We start from the raw sequence: 20084 nt of genomic DNA, 5'->3' as shown, positions 1-20084 counted from the left end.
ATGACGACAAAAGTACTGGTTCTTTATTATTCAAGCTATGGACATGTTGAAACAATGGCGCACGCAGTGGCAGAAGGGGCCAAGAGCGTCAGTGATGTGCAGGTCGATTTAAAGCGCGTCCCTGAACTGGTGCCGGAAGAGATTGCCAAGCAATCCGGTATTCAGCTCAATCAGCAGGCCCCGATTGCCGAGCCTGGCGAACTGGCCAATTACGATGCGATTATCTTTGGTACGCCAACCCGCTTCGGTAACATGGCGGCCCAGATGCGCAACTTCCTCGACCAGACCGGCGGTTTATGGTTTGAGAAGAAGCTGGTTGGCAAGGTCGGCAGCGTATTCACCTCAACCGGCACAGGCGGCGGCAATGAAACCACCTTGCAGTCATTCCATACCACTTTGTTCCACCATGGGATGGTGGTGGTGGGTCTGCCTTACACAGCCTCTGAGCTGACCGACCTGTCGGAAGTCAAAGGTGGTTCTCCGCTGGGTGCGGCCTGTATCGCAGGGGGTGACGGCTCACGTCAGCCATCGTCCAAAGAATTGTCAATGGCACAATTCCAAGGCCAGCATGTGGCTCAGCTGGCCAAGAAACTCAGCCAGTAATCTTAACTGACCCAGGATGGCGGCCGCTTGTCAAAAAAGGCGGCCAGCCCCTCCTGCCCCTCCTCAGAGACGCGAATATCGGCAATGCGCTGCGCCGTATCCGCAATCAGTTCGGCATCAATCGATCGGCCGGACACATCGGCAATCAACTGTTTGGCTGCTATCAAAGCCTGAGGTGAATTCTTCAGGATCTGATCCAGCAACTGCTCAGCCACCAGCTCAGGGTCATCGCTGATCTGGTGAATCAGGCCCAGACGCAGGGCATCCTCAGCGTGAAACACTTCAGCAGTCAGAAAATAGCGACGGGCCTGCGATTCCCCCATGGCTCTGATCACATAGGGACTGATCACTGCCGGAATCAGGCCCAGTTTTACTTCACTGAGACAAAAAGCAGCATTGGTGGTGGCAATCACAATATCGCTACAGGCGATTAATCCCAGTGCGCCGCCGTAGGCTGCTCCCTGTACCAGCGTGATCACCGGCATCGGGGCGCAATTGAGCTCACTCATCAGGGCCGCGAGCTGTGCGGAGTCTGCCAGATTCTCTTCCCGCGAGTTGCCGGCCATTGATTTCATCCAGGCGAGATCCGCGCCGGCTGAAAAATGTTTGCCGCGGCTGGATAACACAATGGCTTTCGCTTTTTCCTGCCGGGCCCGCTCAATCAGGGTGATTAAGTCGGCAATCACCTGATCATTCAGGGCATTGTGGACCTGTTCGCGGTTCAGCCGGATGCGGGCACAGCCACGGTGGTCAAGATTATACTCAATACTCATGTTTTCTCCCTTCCATGATGTTTTTCTTTCTATGTCTGGCCGGTATCAGATGCTGTGGCTGCATAGATCGAGTTCACAATTTCATTTTTATTCATTGTGTTGCTAATCATTAAGTTGCACTATAACGCAACTTTCAGTCAATGGTCAGCTTGTGTTCAGCAAAAAAAAGCATATTGAGAGTGTGTAGTCAGAGGGATATCTATCATGTCAGCGCGCGTAACCTTAGAAATGTGGCGGGCTTTTATTGCGATTGCCGAGCAGGGCAGTGCGATGAAAGCGGCCCAGAAACTGAATAAAAGCCAGTCGGCCGTGTGTCACAGCATTAAGAAAATGGAGTCCTTGCTGGGGCACTCCCTGTTTATCGTCGAAGGCAGAAAATCCACCTTAACGGATCTGGGGCACAGTCTGTTGCCGCGGGCCCAAAGTTTACATAACAATGCTACCCAGATTGAAGCGCTGGCTTCGAAGTACCAGGGCCAGCTGATGACAGAAATCAATGTCGCGGTTGATGTCCTGCTGCCGTTCGATTTTATCCAGAGCGTGTTTGAACGCTTTTATCAGGCCTATCCCACGGTGTCGATACGGGTATTTGAAACCTCGTTATCCGGGGCCGGGCAGTTGATGGAGTCAGGCAGTGTGTCGCTGGCCATTGCCGGCCGTTTGCCCAAAGAAACCGTGCTGGAACCTTTAGCGGAAATTGAGCTGCTCTGCGTCTGTGCCCCTTCGTTTCCGCTGGCCACTGAAACCCAGGTATTTCAGCCGGAACTCAAACGTTACCGCCAGGTGGTGATCCGTGATTCGGGCAATCAGAATGTGGACAGCGGCTGGCTCGGATCCCACCAGCGACTGACGGTCAGCAGCCTGACGGCCGCGATGGCGTCGGTTGAGCAGGGACTGGGGTTCGGCTGGTTACCCGCGCACAGTATTGCCGATAAGCTGGAGGACGGTGATTTGGTGCCGGTGGATCTGACCAAGGGCAAAAGCCGGGTGGTCAGGTTGCAGCTGGGAATGAGTCCGGATCAGGCGCATGTGGGGGAAGTGAACACTCTGTTCGAGCTGTTCAGCAATCTGAAAACCCGGATTGAATCCCCACCGAGTCCCGCCCTGGTGTGAGACATCATCAATTAAGCATCTCAGGCTGACGTGCAAACGTCGGCTTTTTTATTGTCTTAATAGTCAGGAACGCATAGAAATCAGCCAATAAGTTATGCACTATGGAGGGATGAGAGACTAAGGAAAGTTGATATGCATATTCAGGATTTAAAACACCACACCGAGTCGGCCTCGCTGTCTATCGAAAGCTGGCACATTGAACCGGGCCAGCACTGGGGCATCTTTTCCACCCACAGCCATGCCGCGTCGCTGCTGGTGAGAATTTTCAGTGGCGAGCTGACGCCGGAGCAAGGCCGGATCCATGGCCTGCCGCAATCTGTGGCCTGTATTTCACTGCATGAACAGCAACGACTGCTGGATCTGGAACTGGACAAAGACGAGACCGATTTTACCGACAGCATCGACTACGGCACCAGGGTCGAAGATCTGGTGATGGAAGCCGGGTGCAGTGCTGCCGAGCTGGAGGCGCTGCTGGAAAAGACAGATCTCCTCCACCTCAGGCAGCGGGGATTTCGCCAGTTATCTACCGGTGAGACCCGCAGGGTGATGCTGGCCCGCGCGCTGGCAGTACAGCCGGCGTTGCTGATTTTAGATGAGCCCTACGCCGGGCTGGATGTGCCGCATCGCCAGGCCTTGTCGCTGCTGCTCGATGAACTGTCACAACAGATGCAATTACTGATAGTGACATCCCGGGAAGATGAGCTGCCGCCTTTTATCAGTCATGTCGCTTTGTTTGACGAGAAGCAACTGTCGCAGGTACTCAGCCGTGAAGCCTGGCTGTCGCACCCGGTCATGGCGCAGATGAAAGCCTTGTCCGAGCAAAAAAGTGACGCCATGCTGGCCTTATTACAAGCGCATCAGGCGGCGCATGATTACCCAAACCCCCTGGTCTCAATGCGGAATGTCAAAGTGGAATACGTGGGGGCCAGGATTTTCTCCGGTGTGAACTGGCAGATAGAGCAAGGCCAGCATTGGCAGGTCCGCGGCCCGAACGGGTGCGGCAAAAGTACTTTGCTGGGACTGGTGCTGGGCGATCATCCGCAGTGCTACAGCAACGATGTGACCGTATTGGGCATGAAGCGCGGCAGTGGCGAAACTATCTGGGACGTGAAAAAACATATCGGTGTGGTTTCTTCGGCCTTGCATCTGCAGTACCGCGTCGGCTGTCCGGCGCTGGATGTGCTGTTGTCAGGGTTTTACGACTCCATCGGCTTATATCAGCAGCCGAGTAAGCGCGAAGTCCAGCTGGCCCGTGAGTGGCTGGGGCTGCTTGAAATGGCGGCGTTTGAAAAAGTCAGCTTCCGGGAACTCGACTATGGTCAGCAAAGATTGCTGCTGATTGGCCGTGCTCTGATCAAACAACCGGCTTTGCTGATATTAGACGAGCCTTATCAGGGGCTGGATTATCTGAATCGCAAGCTGGTGTATCAGGCCTTAAATCGTATAGCCTCGGCGAAGATCAGCCAGTTGCTTTACGTGACGCACCATGAAGAAGATGCGTTAGATGCGATTGAGCATTTTGTGGATTTTGTCGCTGATCCCCAAGGTGGTTACGGCGTGAAAATTTACGCCACCGCATCACAGTGACATACCGGTACTGGGTTCGGCGGGGAAATTGCTCAAAAAGCTGTACGAATTTTTATATTGAATAAAATCAGTGATTTATATTGGGTTTATTTACTTTCTCATCCAGCAGGCTGTGATTGAGCAGCAAAACGCTGACTGTGAGGCAAAAAGCCGTACCAGTGGTTGTTGTGTGATTTTTGTTAGCCATGGGCCGTCGTTAACCGTGACCGAGTTCACCGGGAAAAAAGCCGGAAAAGCTGTACATTTAAGAAAATTATTTAAAATCAATAATTTAATTAATTTTAATGCCGGCTTAATTAGCTTCCTCTAATCTTGTGCATAAAAAAGCTGATTTGAAAGGTAAAAGCTGTTTTTGTTTGGTGGCCTTGCCTGTTGTCGTTGTATTGGCTGGCTCAATCCCGCAGATCATGATGAAAAGACGGCATCAGCGTCATCCGGAAAATAACTGAAAAAGCTGTACGAAAATAAAAATTGTTTATTATCAATGTCTTGTTTGTGTTTTCAGGCCGGTATTGCAGAGGAGGATAACAGCGGGCAGGTTAAAGGTGACTTTATTGAAAAAACCTGTACTGGCTGCCTCTGAGTGTCAGAGACAGCGTATCGTAATTACAGGTCTTATTGCTGCTGATGACGGCGCTTTTTAGCCGCGTGCTTTTCGATGTACTCGATGATCATGCCGGCAATGTCTTTGCCGGTGGCATGCTCAATCCCTTCCAGGCCCGGCGATGAGTTCACTTCCATGATCAGCGGCCCGCGGTTGGAGCGCAGCAAGTCAACACCTGCCACATTCAGTCCCATGGCCTTTGCCGCCGCGACCGCGGTACGGCGCTCTTCCGGAGTAATCCGTACTAACGAGGCACTGCCCCCGCGATGCAGGTTGGAGCGGAATTCCCCTTCGACGGCCTGGCGTTTCATGGACGCGATCACTTTGTCACCCAGGACAAAGCAGCGGATATCGGCACCGCCGGCTTCAGCGATGTATTCCTGAATCATGATGTTGGCTTTCAGGCCCATGAAAGCTTCAATCACACTTTCAGCAGCTTTCTGGGTTTCAGCCAGGACCACGCCTATCCCTTGGGTGCCTTCCAGCAGTTTGATCACCACTGGCGTCCCGCCGACCATTTTGATCAGATCTTTGACGTCGTCCGGTTTGCTGGCAAACCCGGTGATCGGCATACCGACGCCTTTTCGGCTCAGCAACTGCAGGGAGCGCAGTTTGTCTCGGGAGCGCGAAATGGCAATCGACTGGTTGATGGAAAAGACATTCATCATTTCAAACTGACGCAGAACAGAACAGCCGTAAAAGGTGATATCCGCCCCGATGCGCGGAATGATGGCGTCAATGCCGACCACATCATGGCCTTCAAAATGGATGGAAGGTTGCACGGAATTGATATTCATGTAGCAGCGCAGGGCGTTAATGACCACGGCTTCATGGCCCCGTTGTTCGCAGGCTTCGCGCAGGCGTCGGGTGGAATACAGGTTTGCGTTCTGGGACAAAATGCCAATTTTCATCGTGTTCTCGTCAAAAAGCTGGAGGGATCCGAGCGGAGGGGCTGGCAACCTTAGAATTTCTGCTCGGTAAAACGGACGCAGAATATGCCCTGAAAGTGACTAAGAATCGAGAGGTTGGACCATGATCTCTTTTAATGGTGACGAGAAGATAATTTACTCAACAAGGCGAAACCACACGATCAGCGGGCTGGACAGGTCCCCTGAGACCAAGGGGGAGCGGTCTCAGGGGAGTGCTGAATTAATTCAGCACTTTCGGGTTTGACGTACCCCAAAGGGTATAGAGCTCAGACAGAATGCGGCCTGAATGCTCTTCTGTTTCGCCAATGGTGATTTCGTCACGGCCCTGACGGCCAAACAGCACCACTTCATCGCCTGGTTTCACGCCTTTGATATCTGTGATGTCGACCATAGTGGTGTTCATTGAGGTTGAACCCAGCACTTTGGCGCGCTGACCGTTGATCAGTACTTCACCGACACGGCTCAGTGAGCGAGGGAAAGCATCCGAGTAGCCAATTGGCAGGTTGGCCAGCACAGAATTGCGTTCCAGCGTTTCCGTCTTGCTGTAGCCAATGGTTGAGCCTGCCGGCAGGCGGTGGACGGATGCGACCTGGGTTTTGAACGACACGATGCGCTTGTACTCAGGGAAATTAGGTGTTGTATCACCGTACAGGGCGCCGCCGGTACGAACCATATCCAGCTGAGCTTCCGGCACCATCAGGGTGGTGAAAGAGTTGGCCACGTGCAGCAGGACCTCATCACGCTCCAGATCCGTGTGCTTGAAAATCCACTGGCTGTCTTGCTTGAACTGCTGCAGACCGGCACGGATTTCCGCCAGATCTTCGGTCGGGAAGTGGGTCATGATGCCCACTATCTGCAGATGTCGGGTATTAACAATCTTTCTGGCTTCTTTCTTGCCGTGTTTGGTGCGCATTTCCAGACCGTTACGGCCCATGCTAGCCGAGTTCAGTGCCAGATGAACCGGGATCACAGTGCCGTGCTGGCGTGCAATGCGGGCGATGATCTTGGCCTGCTGTTTGGTGCCGATTAACTCTTCAAGCTGGAGGTCAACGGCGGTTTCGATTTCAGAAGGTGTCGCCGCACGCAGGCGCATCAGGCGGCCGTTAAAGCCCATCTCACGGACCAGGCGGGCTTCCGCGTTGCTGGTGATGCCGACACAAGGAATGCCGCTTTGCATCACAGAAGGCAGCAGATTGGCAATACCGTTGCCGTAGGCATCCGCCTTCATGACGGCACAGATGTCGGTGTTGCTGCCCACATGGTTTTGCAGATGCGCAATGTTGGACTCAAACGCCGCCTTGTCGACTTCCACCCAGGCATTGGCTGTCTGAACGTCTTCCAGGGTGCTGGCCTGCTCAATGCCTGGCAGCATTGGTGCAGCCGTGGCCTGCATAGAAGCGGAAGTGGTCCCTATCATGGCAAGGGCAATCAGTGAGAATTTAAAGTTTTTCATTATAAGTCTCTGTTGTTATTACAGGTTACAGGGTGAATTGATTGACGACCTGATGCAGCGCATTAGCGCGGCGTTTGAGTTCATCAACCCCCTGCTGAGCTTCCAGGGTGGACAGGCGGTTTTCTTCCGCGCTGTCACTCAGGGAAGCGACATTGCGAGACAGATGATCTGAGGCGTGAGCCTGCTCCTTGACCGAACCGGCGATTTCTTCCATGCCGGAACTGACCGCTGAGATTTCCTGGTTAAAGGAACTGAGGGATGCATTGGCCTGATCGGCGTGCTGCACACTGCTGTCGACCCGGTCGACGGCATGTTGCATGGTTTGGGTGGTGTCGCTGGTGTCGGTCTGAATCGAACGGATCATGGTGCTGATCTCCACCGTGGCTTTGGCGGTGCGCTCCGACAACTGACGGACTTCATCGGCGACCACAGCAAAGCCGCGGCCCTGTGCACCGGCACGTGCGGCTTCAATTGCCGCATTGAGCGCCAGCAGGTTGGTTTGATCGGCAATGTCTTTAATGACTTCGACAATGGAGTTGATTTCACTGGCACGGTTGTCAAGCTGCTGCAGCTTGTCAGCCACGGTATTGGTTTCCAGCTGGACAGACTGCATGCCGCGCACGGCGTTATCGATGGCCTCGACTGTGTTTTGAGTCAGCAGTTCGAACTGGCCCATTTGCTGGTTCGCATTATCGACAATTTCAGTGATGCTCTGGGCGCTGGCCGCCAGCTCTTCAATGGCGGTGGCACTGCTGCCGACATGTTCCGACTGGGTCATTGAGCGGTCGGTCACGGCGCGGATCAGGGTGTCGAGCTGGGCGCTGGTGGCTGCCACACTGTCGGAGGATTGCTGCACTTCCAGCATCCGCTGGCGCAGGGCGGCCATAAAGATATTGAAAGAATCGGACATTTCGCCGATTTCATCCTGACTGCGGACGGTCACGCGCTGGTTCAGATCCCAGTTGCCGTTCGCCAGTGAACGCAGCACCTGGTTGAGGCCATTGACCGGGGTGACGATCAGGTTGGCAATCATGCGTGCCGCGATGACTGTCAGCACCAGGAACACAGCTGCGATAAAGAAGGTTTTCTTCAGTGCTTCGGTTTTGACTTCTTCAATGTCTGTCAGTTTGACATCAATGCCGATGACATGGAGATCGCCGTTATCACCGCGGAAAGGCACGAAAATGGAGCGGTACATGCCGTATTCGCCCTGATAACTCTGATACTGGGTTTGCTCGGTACGGAAGGCTTCGTACAACATTTCCGGCACTTTCAGGTATTGCTCCAGATACCAGTTCTTATAGCGGCCGCTTTTCCACTCATTCTCATCCCGGTTGATATAGGTGTAATACACCTGGCCACCGCGACGCACGGTCGAGTAGGCCCATTCCAGCTTAGCGCCTTGGGTAAAGTGGGTCAGATGGGCTGAAATGTCGTCATACAGGGCATCATCCCGGCCGGCTTCCTCATTGGGCAGATCGCCGATGAGCTGTTCCACGGCCTGAGCAGCAGTGTTCAGTTCGGTATCAATACTGCTCATCGCTGAATTGACCAGGGTGTGATAAGAAATCGCAGACAGAGCCGCGATGATAATAAGCGCGATGGCTGTGAACAGCATCGAAAGCTTGGTTTTAAGATTCCAATTGGCAGTCATGACTTTTTCCGAATGCTAGTGAGTGATATGAATCACAAAAATATGCAATACGAGAGTATTCGGCGGCCAGTCTAATGACATTATTAACACTTTCAAACGCTAATAAGTGATTAATTTTATTTGTTTTTGTTTTGTATGATTATTATTTTTCAGTTGTATATGCTAATGATCTGGATGTGAAGAAAAGGTTGTACTTTTTTAGGCGGGGCGCGTCCCTGCGTCAATAGGAACGCGCAGATCATCATTGGTGAGCCTGATCGGTCAGGTAAAAGGGACCACAGCGGAGGCAGTTATCCGGGCGTTATTCCAAATGCAGATCCAGCGGGGTTTTACTGGTACGTCCGCCTATCTCTCGGGTCAGTTTGGGCACTAAATAACCGGACACCTTTTCGATCAGGCCAGCCATTAACACCCGGGCTTCGTCATCGCTCACCATGAAATGGGCCGCGCCCTGTACTTTGTCGAGCACGTGCAGGTAATAAGGCAGGATCCCGGCATCAAACAGGGCTTCGCTCAGATGGACCAGGGCGTCAACCGAGTCGTTGACCCCCCGCAGTAACACGCCCTGATTGAGCAAAGTGACGCCGGCGTCACGCAGCGGTGCCAGTGCTGCGCTCAGCTCGGGGTTGATTTCATTGCCGTGGTTGATATGGGTGACCAGAACGACCTGGAGCCGGGTTTGCTGCAGCAGCAAGCGCAGCTCGGAAGTGATCCGGGCCGGGATCACCACCGGCAGACGGGTATGGATCCGCAGCCGTTTGATATGGCCGATGGCGGCGATACCGTCCACTAACCAGCGCAGTTCACTGTCTTTGGCCATCAGCGGATCGCCGCCGGACAGGATCACCTCATTCAGTTCAGGGTGAGCGGCAATATAATCCAGCGCCTGCTGCCACTGGCGCTTGCTGCCCGGATTGTCCTGATAGGGAAAATGGCGACGGAAGCAGTAGCGGCAGTTAATGGCGCAGCCGCCTTTGACGATCAGCAGCACCCGGTTGCGGTATTTGTGCAACAGGCCGGGCAGGGCGTTATTCTGCTCTGCCAGCGGATCGTGTGAAAAGCCCTCATGCACCTCAAATTCTTCGGCCAGCGGCAACACCTGGCGCAATAAAGGATCATGCGGGTTGCCTATTTCCATTCTGTCAACGAAGCTTCTTGGGACACGCTGCGCAAACAGCTTTCTGGCTGCCAGCCCGTTTTGCCAGGGGGCAGGGTCAATCTCCAGCCGGTGAAGCAGTTCAAGCGGATCCGAGATCGCATCGGCTAATTGTTCGAGCCAGTTTTGCTCAACAGTCGCGACGTTTCGGGTTATGATGTGCGGCATGAAAAATAACTCGAAGATGTTAAGAGGAAAAAATGGCGTCTTTCAGCACTAATGAATTCCGCGGCGGAATGAAAATTATGCTCGATAATGAACCCTGTGTCATTATCGAAAACGAATTTGTGAAGCCAGGCAAAGGCCAGGCGTTTAACCGGGTCAAAATCCGCAAACTGCTGTCGGGTAAGGTTCTGGAAAAAACCTTCAAATCGGGTGATTCCGTTGAAGCCGCAGACGTGGTCGATATTGAACTGGATTACCTGTACAACGACGGTGAATTCTACCACTTCATGAACAATGAAACCTTTGAGCAAATCGCGGCTGATGTAAAGGCAGTTGGCGATAATGCAAAATGGCTGGTCGAAAACAACACCTGTACGCTGACCCTGTGGAACGGCAACCCGATTGCAGTCACGCCACCTAACTTTGTGGAGCTGGAAGTGGTTGAGACGGACCCGGGCCTGAAAGGCGATACCCAGGGCACAGGCGGTAAACCTGCGACTCTGTCTACCGGTGCTGTGGTTCGTGTGCCGCTGTTCATTCAAATCGGTGAAGTGCTCAAAGTTGACACCCGCTCTGCGGAATACGTCAGCCGCGTGAAGTAATTTCTTCGTGTGAGCAGACAAGGGCCGCATGATGCGGCCTTTGTTGTTTTCATGCCCCGTATGAATTTCACCCCTTTCGACTCAGATGAAAAAAGACTCTCCTATGACAATGCATTGGCAACCCACGGCTGATCTGGCAAACCTGCGCCAGCGGGCCGCAATTCTGGCGTCTGTGCGTGAATTTTTTGCACATCGCGGTGTAATGGAGGTGGATACCCCGGCCATGAGCCAGGCCACAGTCACCGACATTCACCTGCATACCTTCCAGACTGAATTTGTCGGTCCCGGCTTTGCCCATGGTCAGACGCTCTATCTGATGACCAGCCCTGAATTTCACATGAAGCGTCTGCTGTCGGCGGGAAGCGGGGCTATCTATCAGATCGGTAAGGCGTTCCGCAACGAAGAGTCCGGCCGTTACCACAACCCGGAATTTACCATGCTGGAGTGGTATCGCCCCGGGTTTGACCACCATGCGCTGATGGATGAAATGGATGCCCTGCTGCAGCTTGTGCTGCGATGCGGCGCTGCAGAACGGATGAGCTATCAGCAGGCTTTTTTACAGGTGCTGAATGTCTGTCCGCTGACCGCCGCGATGGCCGAGCTGAAACGTGCGGCACTGCCGCTGAATCTGGGCGATGTGGCGGCTGATGAAACCGACAGGGACACCTTGCTGCAACTGATGTTCAGCATGGGGGTGGAGCCGGTGATCGGCCAGCAGGTGCCGGTTTTTGTGTATGATTTTCCGGCCTCGCAAGCGGCACTGGCGCGAATCAGCCCGTCTGATCACCGGGTTGCTGAGCGCTTTGAGGTGTACTTTAACGGCATTGAGCTGGCCAACGGTTTTCACGAGCTGGCCGACGGTGATGAGCAGTTATCCCGCTTTGAAGCCGATAACGCCAAGCGGCTGGCAATGGGGCTGCCGGCGCAGCCGATCGATCAGCATCTGGTTGCCGCACTCAAGGCTGGTTTTCCCGATTGTGCCGGCGTGGCGCTGGGCATTGATCGCCTGGTGATGCTGGCTCTGGGGCAGACCCACATCGCAGCAGTGACCGCTTTTCCGGTCACGATCGCCTGATCGGCACTCGGCCAATCGACATCAGAGACTGAGGATCAAGCCGGTACCGATCACCGCCAGTAACGCGCCCAGCCAGGCGGCGACCGGCGGTCGGTGTCGGGTGTAGATCCACAGCAGCGGCAAAATCATGATCGGGGTGGTGGAAGATAACAGCGCCACCATACCCACATCACCGTGCTGCAGGGCAAACAGAATCAGCGTCATTCCGACGGCCATGGCCAGAAAACCGTTCAGGGCAACCATCCCGAAGATCGGCAGATTGATCGGTTGCAGGGGTTTGGCAATGCTGGCGCCACTGAGGCGCAGCACACTGTGGGCGCCGAATGCCGTGGCCATGCGCATCGCCGAAGCGGCGACCGGGTCGAGCGTGGTCTGCATCGCGGGTTTCGCGATAATCGCGCCCAGCGACTGACACAGTGCCGCCGTCAAGCCCAGCACCACTGCGACAGCTAAACTGCCGGTGATGGCTTCGATCTGATGCTTCTGGCTTTTCTGGCCGAAGAGAATGGCCGTCACCACACCGGCAAACACCAGCAGCGCCCCGACCAGCTTCCAGCCCAGCAGGGTCTCATCAAACAGCCAGATACCAAGCAGCGCCGAGAAGACGGCATGGCAGGAGAACAACAGGCCGCCACGGCGCGGGCCAATCCGGTTGAAGCAGGCAAACAGCGCAGTATCACCAATAAAAATACCAATCAGTCCCGACAGGGCCATCACCAACGCCAGATCCAGAGTCAGACTGGCCCAGCCTCCATTGAGGAGCGCCATAGCAGACAGCATCACAGTCACGCAAGCCATGCGCCAGCGGCTGTAGGCAAAGGCACCGAGATGGCGAGACGGTGTGACGGAGATTAAACTGCTGATGGCCCACAACAAAGCGGCGGCCAGCGCCAGCCATTCGTAACCCATGGATATCCTTATTCGAAAACACTGCGAGGCAGTTTGTGATGCTGAGTGGTGGCATATCATGCAGCAAAGCGGCGGAAAATGGTACGGATTGATCAGCAGAAAACGGGCACGGCCAGCCTGTCCGGGCTGACCGTGCGGGGGATGGCCGGGGTTAAATCTTAAAGCGTGAGGCGTCGTCGCGCATCGCTTTGGCCGCCTGATTCATCCCCTGAGCGCTTTGACTGACGTCCTGCGTCTGGATGGCCAGATGATCCGAGACATCTCGGATTGCCTGCGTATTGCGACTGATATCTTCACTCACCGCACGCTGCTCCTCTGCCGCGCTGGCAATTTGGGTGGCCATATCAGAAATCTCGGCGATGGAGCGGGTGATCTGACTCAGGCTGTCACTGGCGGCCTGGGCGTAATCCACACTTTGCCCGGCCAGCTCTGTGCTGGCACCCATGCTGTCGACCGCCTGGCGGGTATTGCCCTGCAGCGTGTCAATCATGGCCCGGATCTCTTCCGTCGAGTCGTGGGTGCGCTGACTCAGCACTCTGACTTCATCGGCCACCACGGCAAACCCGCGGCCCTGTTCACCGGCACGGGCGGCTTCAATTGCGGCATTGAGCGCCAGCAAATTGGTCTGCTCGGCAATGCCCTGAATGGTCGCCAGAATGTGGCTGATGTTCTGTGCATTCGCTTCCAGGGTCTGGATCACAGTGGCGGCATCCTGGACCTGATTGGCCAGCGACATGATGGCTTCGCGGTTTTGGCTGATCACCGTCTGGCCCTGATCGCACGCACTGGTTGAAGACTGAGCTGCAGACGCGGTCAGCTCGGCGTGGCTCGCCACTTCGGCAGCGGTGGCTGACATCTGGTGTATGGCGGTGGCAATCTGGTTGATTTCATTCTGCTGACCGTGCACCCGTTCTGAAGCCTGGCGGGCCTGGTGAAATGATTGCTCGGCCTGCTCGCCCAGGGTGTGTGAGCGGGAGACGATGCCTTTGATCATCTGCTGCAGCTGGCTGAGGAACAGGTTCATATTCTCTGCCAGCTCGCCGACTTCATCCATGCGCTGGATGGCAATGCGCTGGGTCAGATCGCCGTTGCCCTGGGTCAGCGCATGCACCGAGCGATTGAGTTCACTGAGCGGACGCAGCAGGCTGTTAATAATCCAGCCGGCCAGCAGAGCGATGATCACATACATGAGCACAGAGGCAATCAGGGTAAAGGACAGGGTTTTCCCTATGGCGGCATACGCCAGATCTTTATCCTCAATGATACCCACAGACCAGTCGGTACCGGCAATCGGCGAGACAAAGAGCAGTTTGTCTTTCCCGTCCTGATCAAAATGGAACTCTGCGACCTGCTGGCTGCCGGTCACCTTGCGGATAAAGCCAGAGGAGAGATCATTATCTAATTGGGTTAAGGGCTGACGGCTCAGTGAAGCATCCTGATAAGCGACCAGCGTATTGTTGCCGTCAATCAGAAAAGCGCTGCCAGCGTTGTCCAGCGTCAGGCTGAGAATTTTGTCGATAATGTGGGTGACGGTAAGGTCTGCGGCCAGTACACCGCGCCGTTCGCCGCTGAATGAACGGGCGAAGCTGACCACCAGGCTGCCATCAAAATCCTGATAGGGCTCAGTCAGAATCAGCTGGCTGGACTTGCTCGCGTCCTGATACCAGGGGCGGGTGCGGGGATCATAGTCAGCGGGCCAGTCTTCCGTTTTATCGCCGTAGGCAATGCTGCCGTCGCTGAAACCGGCATAGACAGACAAAAAATTGCCGGCGCGCTTGGTCAGCAGCAGCTCTCTGTCAATGTTGTGATCGGTTGCAATCAGCGGCAGGTTGGCTAAGACCATATCGCGGCGGGTACTCAGCCAGTCGGCAATGTAATCGCTGGTGGCCCCGCCGGCGGCACGCATTTGAGCATTGACTTCATTGGTCGTTTCGGTGCGAAGCTGAGTGACCGAAATGCCAGCCTGAATCGCACTGACGGTGGCGATGATGGCTGCAATGGCCACCTGGATTTTCATTTTTATCGTGAATTTCATACTGCAATCCCGAGTTCGTTCCCTGACTTTCTTTTGCTGTGAAAAGCATGGGTAGAAGTAAATAGTGAGTCACTCGGAATTATCAGCGAATCTGATGTTTGCTTGATGCCTAATTGCGCAGTCCATTGTTAGGATGTGATCATGGTGCCAAAATGATGCTTTCACCGGACTGAGTTACACGGATAAAGCTATTAATGCTGCCAGATACAGAACCGACAGGCCGCTGAGCCCGACCAGCACGCCCACTTTCATCATGTCGCGACTGTCAATCAGGCCGGTGGAGTAGGCCAGGGAATTGGGCGGGGTTGAAACGGGCAGCACCATGCCTAATGAAGCAGAGAAGGCCAGCATGATCAGCATGGCCGTCAATCCTCCCGACCCGGCCAGTGAAGGGACCGAGGTGGCAATCGCGGCTCCGATGGGCATCAGCAGGTTGGCCGTCGCCGTATTCGACATAAAATTGGCCATCAGCCAGCACAATACCGAGAGCAGGATCAGAATCAGCAGTGACGGCAGGCTGGCGTAGTCAATCGCATGGGCCAGCTGTCCGGCCAGCCCGGTCTGTTCCAGTGCCATGCCAATGGCGATTCCGCCAGCCACCAGCCACAGCACATCCCAGTTAAAAAGTTTGAGCTCTTCTTTGCCGATGATGCCGGTCAGCGCGAATACTGTCAGCGGGATCAGGGCGACGACATAGGCATTCATACCGTGCCAGGCCGTGGTCAGCCAGAGCACTATGGTGAGACCGAACGTCAGGTAGACCACCCAGGCCTGCCAGCAGCGCTGAAACTGCCCTTCAAGGTGCAACGCCAGGGTGTGATGCCGGGCAGGAAACAGCCGCTGCAGCAACCACCATGCCAGCGCCAGCTGTACAAGGACAAACGGCAGGCCGAAGGCCATCCAGCCCAGGAAACTGATGCTGTGCTCACCGCTCAGGTACTGTAATGCAATGGCATTGGGCGGCGTGCCGATCGGGGTGGCAATACCGCCTGTGTTGGCGGCAACCGGTATCGCCAGCACCAGTGCTTTGACGCTGTTGTCCTCTCTGGGCACTGCTGCCAGGATCGGGACCAGCAGCGCCAGCATCATGACAGTGGTGGCGGTATTGGACATGAACATGGAGAAGACCGCCGTGATCAGCATCAGCCCCAGCATGATATAGCGTGGCTGTGAGCCAAAGGGCTTTAACAGCACACGCGCCAGATTGGTGTCCAGCCGGTACTTGGCGGCGGCAATCGCCAGGGCAAAGCCACCGAGAAACAGCATGATGATCGGTGAAGCAAAGGCGTGGAAAATATCGGTATAGGCCATGAAATCGCCCAGCGGGGTGGGGTCTGCCGGCTGACGAAACAACAGCAGGCTCTGATCGGAGAGCATGACAAGTTGCAGTACGATGATCAGCAGGGACGTCGCATAAACAGGCACCGGCTCTAAGACCCAGAGCAATGCTGCCATCACGAAAATGGCCAGTAACCTGTGCTGCACCAGCGTCAGCTCACCCAGCGGCAGCGAGGGCGTCGGGACCTGCAGCAGGGCAAAGGGCAGGCCGAAGGCAATCAGTAATTTCAGCAGTAGCGATAAGGATGTTTCCCGCATGTCCGGCGCTCTGTATAAAAAAGGCACGGACAGCATAGCACTCTCAATAAGATGCATATGACGGGTGAGATCAAATTATCGCATCAACAAAGGGACGAATCCGTCCCTTTGTTGTCAGTCAGCATGAGCGGTTAAGCGTCGCTGTGGTCTGCCACCGGCTCAGTCACTGACGATGCAGTCAGACGGGCATAGGCTTCACCCATGCGGGTCGCCACATTGGGCGCCAGATTGTCGGCAAAGGTCACCATCTCTTTCGGGAACAGGTTGATGACGGTGGATCCCAGTTTGAAACGGCCCATTTCCTGGCCTTTCTTCAGGGTGACGGCCTGCTCGCCGTCGGCCGGGTAATCCCAGCGACGGACCACAGGGCCGCGTGGCGGTGCAATCGTGCCAGCCCATACGGTTTCGATACTGCCAACGATGGTGGCTCCCACCAGGACCTGAGCAACCGGGCCGAATTCCGTATCAAAGATACAGACCACGCGCTCATTACGGGCAAACAGGTTGGGTACATTTTCAGCGGTCAGCGGGTTGACCGAGAACAGATCGCCGGGCACATAGATCATCTGACGCAGGGTGCCGTCACATGGCATGTGGACGCGGTGATAATCTCGCGGAGACAGATACAGAGTGGCGAAACTCCCGTCCGCAAATTCTTCTGCCAGTGCCTGATCGCCGCCCAGCAGTTCAACGGCGTCGTAGTAATGGCCCTTGGCCTGAATCAGCTGACCTTTTTCAATCGGGCCCAGCTGGCTGACACAGGCATCGGCCGGGTGACAGAAGACCTCTGCGTCGTCGTTCAGCGGACGGGCATCGTCTTTGAGCTCGCGCACGAAGAAATCGTTGAAAGTGGCGTAAGATGCTGGATCTTCGTGACGGGCTTCTGCCATATCCACTTTATAGCGGTTGATAAACCAACGGATCACTGCCGTGGTGACAAAGCCACCTTTCAGGTCGGCAAGTTTGCCGGCCAGACGGGTCAGGGCATGTTTGGGCGCGCAGTATTGCAGGCCAATTTTCAGATTATCGCTCACAATAAGATTCCGATTGTTCTATAAATCAATAATTTGGTTCTTCGCCATCAGTAGCGCTGACCCGGGTCGCGGATTTTACCTGATTTCAGATATGAAGTCAGGTAAGCGCACGCGAAGAGGGAGCCAGCTCGCAGTTGATGACGCAGGGCCGCTTAATTTTGCTTATTTCGGGAAAACTGACGGTTCGCCACGTTTTCCGACATGCTTTCAATGATTTTATGGTAGCTGTCAAAGCGTTCCTGGCTGATGTTTCCGTCTGCTAAAGCTTCGCGCAGCAGGCAGCCCGGATCGTCCTTGTGTTTACAGTCGCGGAATTTACAGCCGCCCAGGTAACGCCGGAACTCGACAAATGCGTTCGTCACTTGCTCCGGTTCCAGGTGCCACAGTCCGAACTCCCGAACCCCGGGTGAATCGATCAGATCCCCACCTTCAGCAAAGTGGTACAGACGTGCTGCTGTGGTGGTGTGCTGGCCCAGTCCCGAGTTCTCTGACACATCGCCGATCTCGGCATCCACTTCCGGCATCAGGGCATTGACCAGGCTGGATTTCCCCACCCCGGATTGACCGGCAAAGATGTTGACGTGATCTTTCAGATCCGCTTTCAGTGCCGCTAACCCTTCCCCGGTCATGGTGCTGACGTAACGCACTTCATAGCCGATCTTCTGATACAGCGACAAGGTACGCTCGACCTGCTGACGGGTTTTGTCATCGAGTAAATCGACTTTGTTCAGCACAATGAGCGGCTCGATTTCAACGGTCTCGGCCGCCACCAGATAGCGGTCGATAATGTTCAGCGACAGCTCAGGCAGCACGGAAGAGACGATGATGATGCGGTTAACATTTGCCGCCACCGGCTTCACCCCATCGTAGTAATCCGGGCGGGTCAGCACCGACGTCCGTTCATGGACCGCTTCGACCACACCGGCGATGCCCTGCAGGGCTTCAACACCGGGCCGCCAGACAACGCGATCTCCGGATACCAGACTCTGAATACTGCGACGCAGGTTACAGCGGTGGATGGTCCCTGTTTCCGGATCTTCAATATCGGCATGCTGGCCGAACCGGGTGATCACCAGGCCTTCACGGGCATTCTCCAGCAGGGCTTCATCCCATTGGATATCTTCCATGCCCTGAGTCAGGCGCTTATTTTGGTTAGAGCGGACACGTCGGCTCTGACCTTTAGTTAACTTTTTCTTTTTTGCCACAAGAATATCGTTCTGTTTGGTTGGCTTTCACTTCAGGCTAAGTATGATACATGCTTTAGTCATCAAATAGGCAAATTCCAATGACAATCAGCGATCAGAACCTGATTTGGATCGATCTGGAAATGACAGGTCTGGATCCCGATACACACAAAATCATTGAAATTGCGACCATAGTGACCGATGCCCAGCTCAATATTCTGGCCGAGGGACCGGTACTGGCAATTCATCAACCCCAAGCCGAACTGGACAAGATGGATGACTGGTGTACCAATACACACACTCACAGTGGCCTGGTCACCCGGGTGCAGCAAAGTCAGGTTAATGAACAGGAAGCGGTACGTCAGACCATCGCATTTCTCGAACAATGGGTGCCCAAGGGCGCATCGCCTATTTGTGGCAACAGCATAGGCCAGGATCGTCGTTTCCTTTATAGGCACATGCCGGAATTAGAACAATACTTTCATTACAGGTATCTGGATGTCAGCACACTGAAAGAGCTGACCCGTCGCTGGAAGCCTGAGCTGCTGAACGACTTCCATAAGCAGGGCAGCCACCTGGCGCTGGATGATATTCGCGAATCCATTGCTGAACTGCGTTTCTATCGTGAGCAGATCTTTAAAATTTGATGCTTTAATGAACGGTTGAACGGGCCGGCGGAGATTTTTACTCAGAACTATTGCATCCGCCTGTTTTCCTCGTATAATGCGCAGCCTCGAAAGGCAATAATGTTTCAGTTTGCTTTTCAGTGTTTTCGGACGCGGGGTGGAGCAGCTTGGTAGCTCGTCGGGCTCATAACCCGAAGGTCGTTGGTTCAAATCCAGCCCCCGCAACCAAAAATTTAAAGGTGATTTGGTGAATACCAGGTTATCGAAATGCGACACTAGCTCAGTTGGTAGAGCGCAACCTTGCCAAGGTTGAGGTCACGAGTTCGAACCTCGTGTGTCGCTCCAGCTTTCTTTGCTTGAAGAAAAGCGGTTGTCATCGTACCTGACGGTGAAACAATACGGACGCGGGGTGGAGCAGCTTGGTAGCTCGTCGGGCTCATAACCCGAAGGTCGTTGGTTCAAATCCAGCCCCCGCAACCAAAATTAAAGATGGCTTGATTCAGTATCAGGTTATCGAAATGCGACACTAGCTCAGTTGGTAGAGCGCAACCTTGCCAAGGTTGAGGTCACGAGTTCGAACCTCGTGTGTCGCTCCAGCTTTCTTTGCTTGAAGAAAAGCGGTTGTCATCGTACCTGACGGTGAAACAATACGGACGCGGGGTGGAGCAGCTTGGTAGCTCGTCGGGCTCATAACCCGAAGGTCGTTGGTTCAAATCCAGCCCCCGCAACCAAATTAAAGATGGCTTGATTCAGTATCAGGTTATCGAAATGCGACACTAGCTCAGTTGGTAGAGCGCAACCTTGCCAAGGTTGAGGTCACGAGTTCGAACCTCGTGTGTCGCTCCAGCTTTCTTTGCTTGAAGAAAAGCGGTTGTCATCGTACCAAACGGTGAAACAATACGGACGCGGGGTGGAGCAGCTTGGTAGCTCGTCGGGCTCATAACCCGAAGGTCGTCGGTTCAAATCCGGCCCCCGCAACCAATTTT

Annotated in this window: 17 protein-coding genes and 7 tRNA genes; 14 read left to right on the top strand and 10 right to left on the bottom strand. The window is 54.6% G+C overall.

The window, feature by feature from the left end:
- A complete protein-coding gene (wrbA, locus tag P4S53_RS08085) occupies positions 1-603 on the top strand; it encodes an NAD(P)H:quinone oxidoreductase (RefSeq protein ID WP_337112276.1) in 603 nt (200 codons plus the stop codon).
- A 2-nt stretch (positions 604-605) separates the two neighbouring features.
- Here wrbA and P4S53_RS08080 read toward each other — a convergent pair whose 3' ends face one another.
- Positions 606-1376, bottom strand: coding sequence for an enoyl-CoA hydratase-related protein (locus P4S53_RS08080; RefSeq protein WP_337112275.1), 771 nt, complete (start codon positions 1374-1376; stop codon positions 606-608).
- A 204-nt stretch (positions 1377-1580) separates the two neighbouring features.
- Between P4S53_RS08080 and P4S53_RS08075 the strand changes: the two genes are divergently transcribed.
- From P4S53_RS08075 to P4S53_RS08065, 3 genes are all read left to right on the top strand, one after another.
- Positions 1581-2489, top strand: a complete 909-nt coding sequence (locus tag P4S53_RS08075; RefSeq protein WP_337112274.1) for a LysR family transcriptional regulator — start codon at positions 1581-1583, stop codon at positions 2487-2489.
- A 132-nt stretch (positions 2490-2621) separates the two neighbouring features.
- Positions 2622-4076, top strand: coding sequence for an ATP-binding cassette domain-containing protein (locus P4S53_RS08070; protein ID WP_337112273.1), 1455 nt, complete (start codon positions 2622-2624; stop codon positions 4074-4076).
- 70 nt (positions 4077-4146) lie between these two features.
- Positions 4147-4386, top strand: a complete 240-nt coding sequence (locus P4S53_RS08065; RefSeq protein ID WP_337112272.1) for a hypothetical protein — start codon at positions 4147-4149, stop codon at positions 4384-4386.
- 305 nt (positions 4387-4691) lie between these two features.
- Here P4S53_RS08065 and rimK read toward each other — a convergent pair whose 3' ends face one another.
- The 4 genes from rimK to epmB form a co-directional block, all read right to left on the bottom strand.
- A complete protein-coding gene (rimK, locus tag P4S53_RS08060; RefSeq protein ID WP_337112271.1) occupies positions 4692-5591 on the bottom strand; it encodes a 30S ribosomal protein S6--L-glutamate ligase in 900 nt (299 codons plus the stop codon).
- Between the two features lie 238 nt (positions 5592-5829).
- Positions 5830-7062: an alanine racemase gene (alr, locus tag P4S53_RS08055; RefSeq protein WP_337112269.1), complete on the bottom strand. Its 1233-nt coding sequence runs from the start codon at positions 7060-7062 to the stop codon at positions 5830-5832.
- A gap of 25 nt (positions 7063-7087) precedes the next feature.
- On the bottom strand, positions 7088-8716 hold the full coding sequence (locus tag P4S53_RS08050) for a methyl-accepting chemotaxis protein (protein ID WP_337112268.1): 1629 nt from the start codon (positions 8714-8716) through the stop codon (positions 7088-7090).
- A 301-nt stretch (positions 8717-9017) separates the two neighbouring features.
- A complete protein-coding gene (gene epmB, locus P4S53_RS08045) occupies positions 9018-10040 on the bottom strand; it encodes an EF-P beta-lysylation protein EpmB (protein WP_337112267.1) in 1023 nt (340 codons plus the stop codon).
- A gap of 32 nt (positions 10041-10072) precedes the next feature.
- On the opposite strand from epmB, the gene efp reads away from it, so the two are divergent.
- The gene (efp, locus tag P4S53_RS08040; RefSeq protein WP_027254071.1) at positions 10073-10639 is read left to right on the top strand and encodes an elongation factor P; all 567 of its coding nucleotides are present in this window, start codon (positions 10073-10075) and stop codon (positions 10637-10639) included.
- 103 nt (positions 10640-10742) lie between these two features.
- Positions 10743-11714, top strand: a complete 972-nt coding sequence (gene epmA / locus P4S53_RS08035) for an elongation factor P--(R)-beta-lysine ligase (RefSeq protein WP_337112266.1) — start codon at positions 10743-10745, stop codon at positions 11712-11714.
- Between the two features lie 21 nt (positions 11715-11735).
- Here epmA and P4S53_RS08030 read toward each other — a convergent pair whose 3' ends face one another.
- The 5 genes from P4S53_RS08030 to rsgA all read right to left on the bottom strand — a co-directional run bounded on the left by P4S53_RS08030 (position 11736) and on the right by rsgA (position 18493).
- Positions 11736-12623 (bottom strand): DMT family transporter, encoded by an 888-nt coding sequence (locus tag P4S53_RS08030; RefSeq protein WP_337112265.1) that lies wholly within the window; start codon positions 12621-12623, stop codon positions 11736-11738.
- A gap of 151 nt (positions 12624-12774) precedes the next feature.
- A complete protein-coding gene (locus tag P4S53_RS08025; RefSeq protein WP_337112264.1) occupies positions 12775-14658 on the bottom strand; it encodes a methyl-accepting chemotaxis protein in 1884 nt (627 codons plus the stop codon).
- A 174-nt stretch (positions 14659-14832) separates the two neighbouring features.
- On the bottom strand, positions 14833-16254 hold the full coding sequence (locus P4S53_RS08020; protein ID WP_337112263.1) for an SLC13 family permease: 1422 nt from the start codon (positions 16252-16254) through the stop codon (positions 14833-14835).
- A gap of 131 nt (positions 16255-16385) precedes the next feature.
- On the bottom strand, positions 16386-17288 hold the full coding sequence (gene asd, locus P4S53_RS08015; RefSeq protein WP_337112262.1) for an archaetidylserine decarboxylase: 903 nt from the start codon (positions 17286-17288) through the stop codon (positions 16386-16388).
- A gap of 152 nt (positions 17289-17440) precedes the next feature.
- Positions 17441-18493 carry a small ribosomal subunit biogenesis GTPase RsgA gene (gene rsgA, locus P4S53_RS08010; protein WP_337112261.1) on the bottom strand — a complete coding sequence of 351 codons (1053 nt, stop codon included), beginning with the start codon at positions 18491-18493 and terminating at the stop codon, positions 17441-17443.
- An 80-nt stretch (positions 18494-18573) separates the two neighbouring features.
- Between rsgA and orn the strand changes: the two genes are divergently transcribed.
- From orn to P4S53_RS07970, 8 genes are all read left to right on the top strand, one after another.
- Positions 18574-19119, top strand: coding sequence for an oligoribonuclease (gene orn, locus P4S53_RS08005; RefSeq protein ID WP_337112260.1), 546 nt, complete (start codon positions 18574-18576; stop codon positions 19117-19119).
- A 130-nt stretch (positions 19120-19249) separates the two neighbouring features.
- Positions 19250-19326, top strand: a tRNA-Met gene (locus P4S53_RS08000).
- A 41-nt stretch (positions 19327-19367) separates the two neighbouring features.
- Positions 19368-19443, top strand: a tRNA-Gly gene (locus P4S53_RS07995).
- Positions 19444-19501: 58 nt separating this feature from the next.
- A tRNA-Met gene (locus P4S53_RS07990) sits at positions 19502-19578 on the top strand.
- Between the two features lie 40 nt (positions 19579-19618).
- A tRNA-Gly gene (locus tag P4S53_RS07985) sits at positions 19619-19694 on the top strand.
- 58 nt (positions 19695-19752) lie between these two features.
- Positions 19753-19829 (top strand) — tRNA-Met (locus P4S53_RS07980).
- Positions 19830-19868: 39 nt separating this feature from the next.
- Positions 19869-19944: transfer RNA gene (locus P4S53_RS07975), tRNA-Gly, on the top strand.
- A gap of 58 nt (positions 19945-20002) precedes the next feature.
- Positions 20003-20079, top strand: a tRNA-Met gene (locus P4S53_RS07970).
- Positions 20080-20084 lie beyond the last annotated feature (5 nt).

Source organism: Photobacterium sp. Hal280 (assembly GCF_037162255.1).
GTDB lineage: Bacteria > Pseudomonadota > Gammaproteobacteria > Enterobacterales > Vibrionaceae > Photobacterium.
Note: the sequence above shows the minus strand (reverse complement) of the source record. Positions and strands in the feature narration are given on the sequence as shown.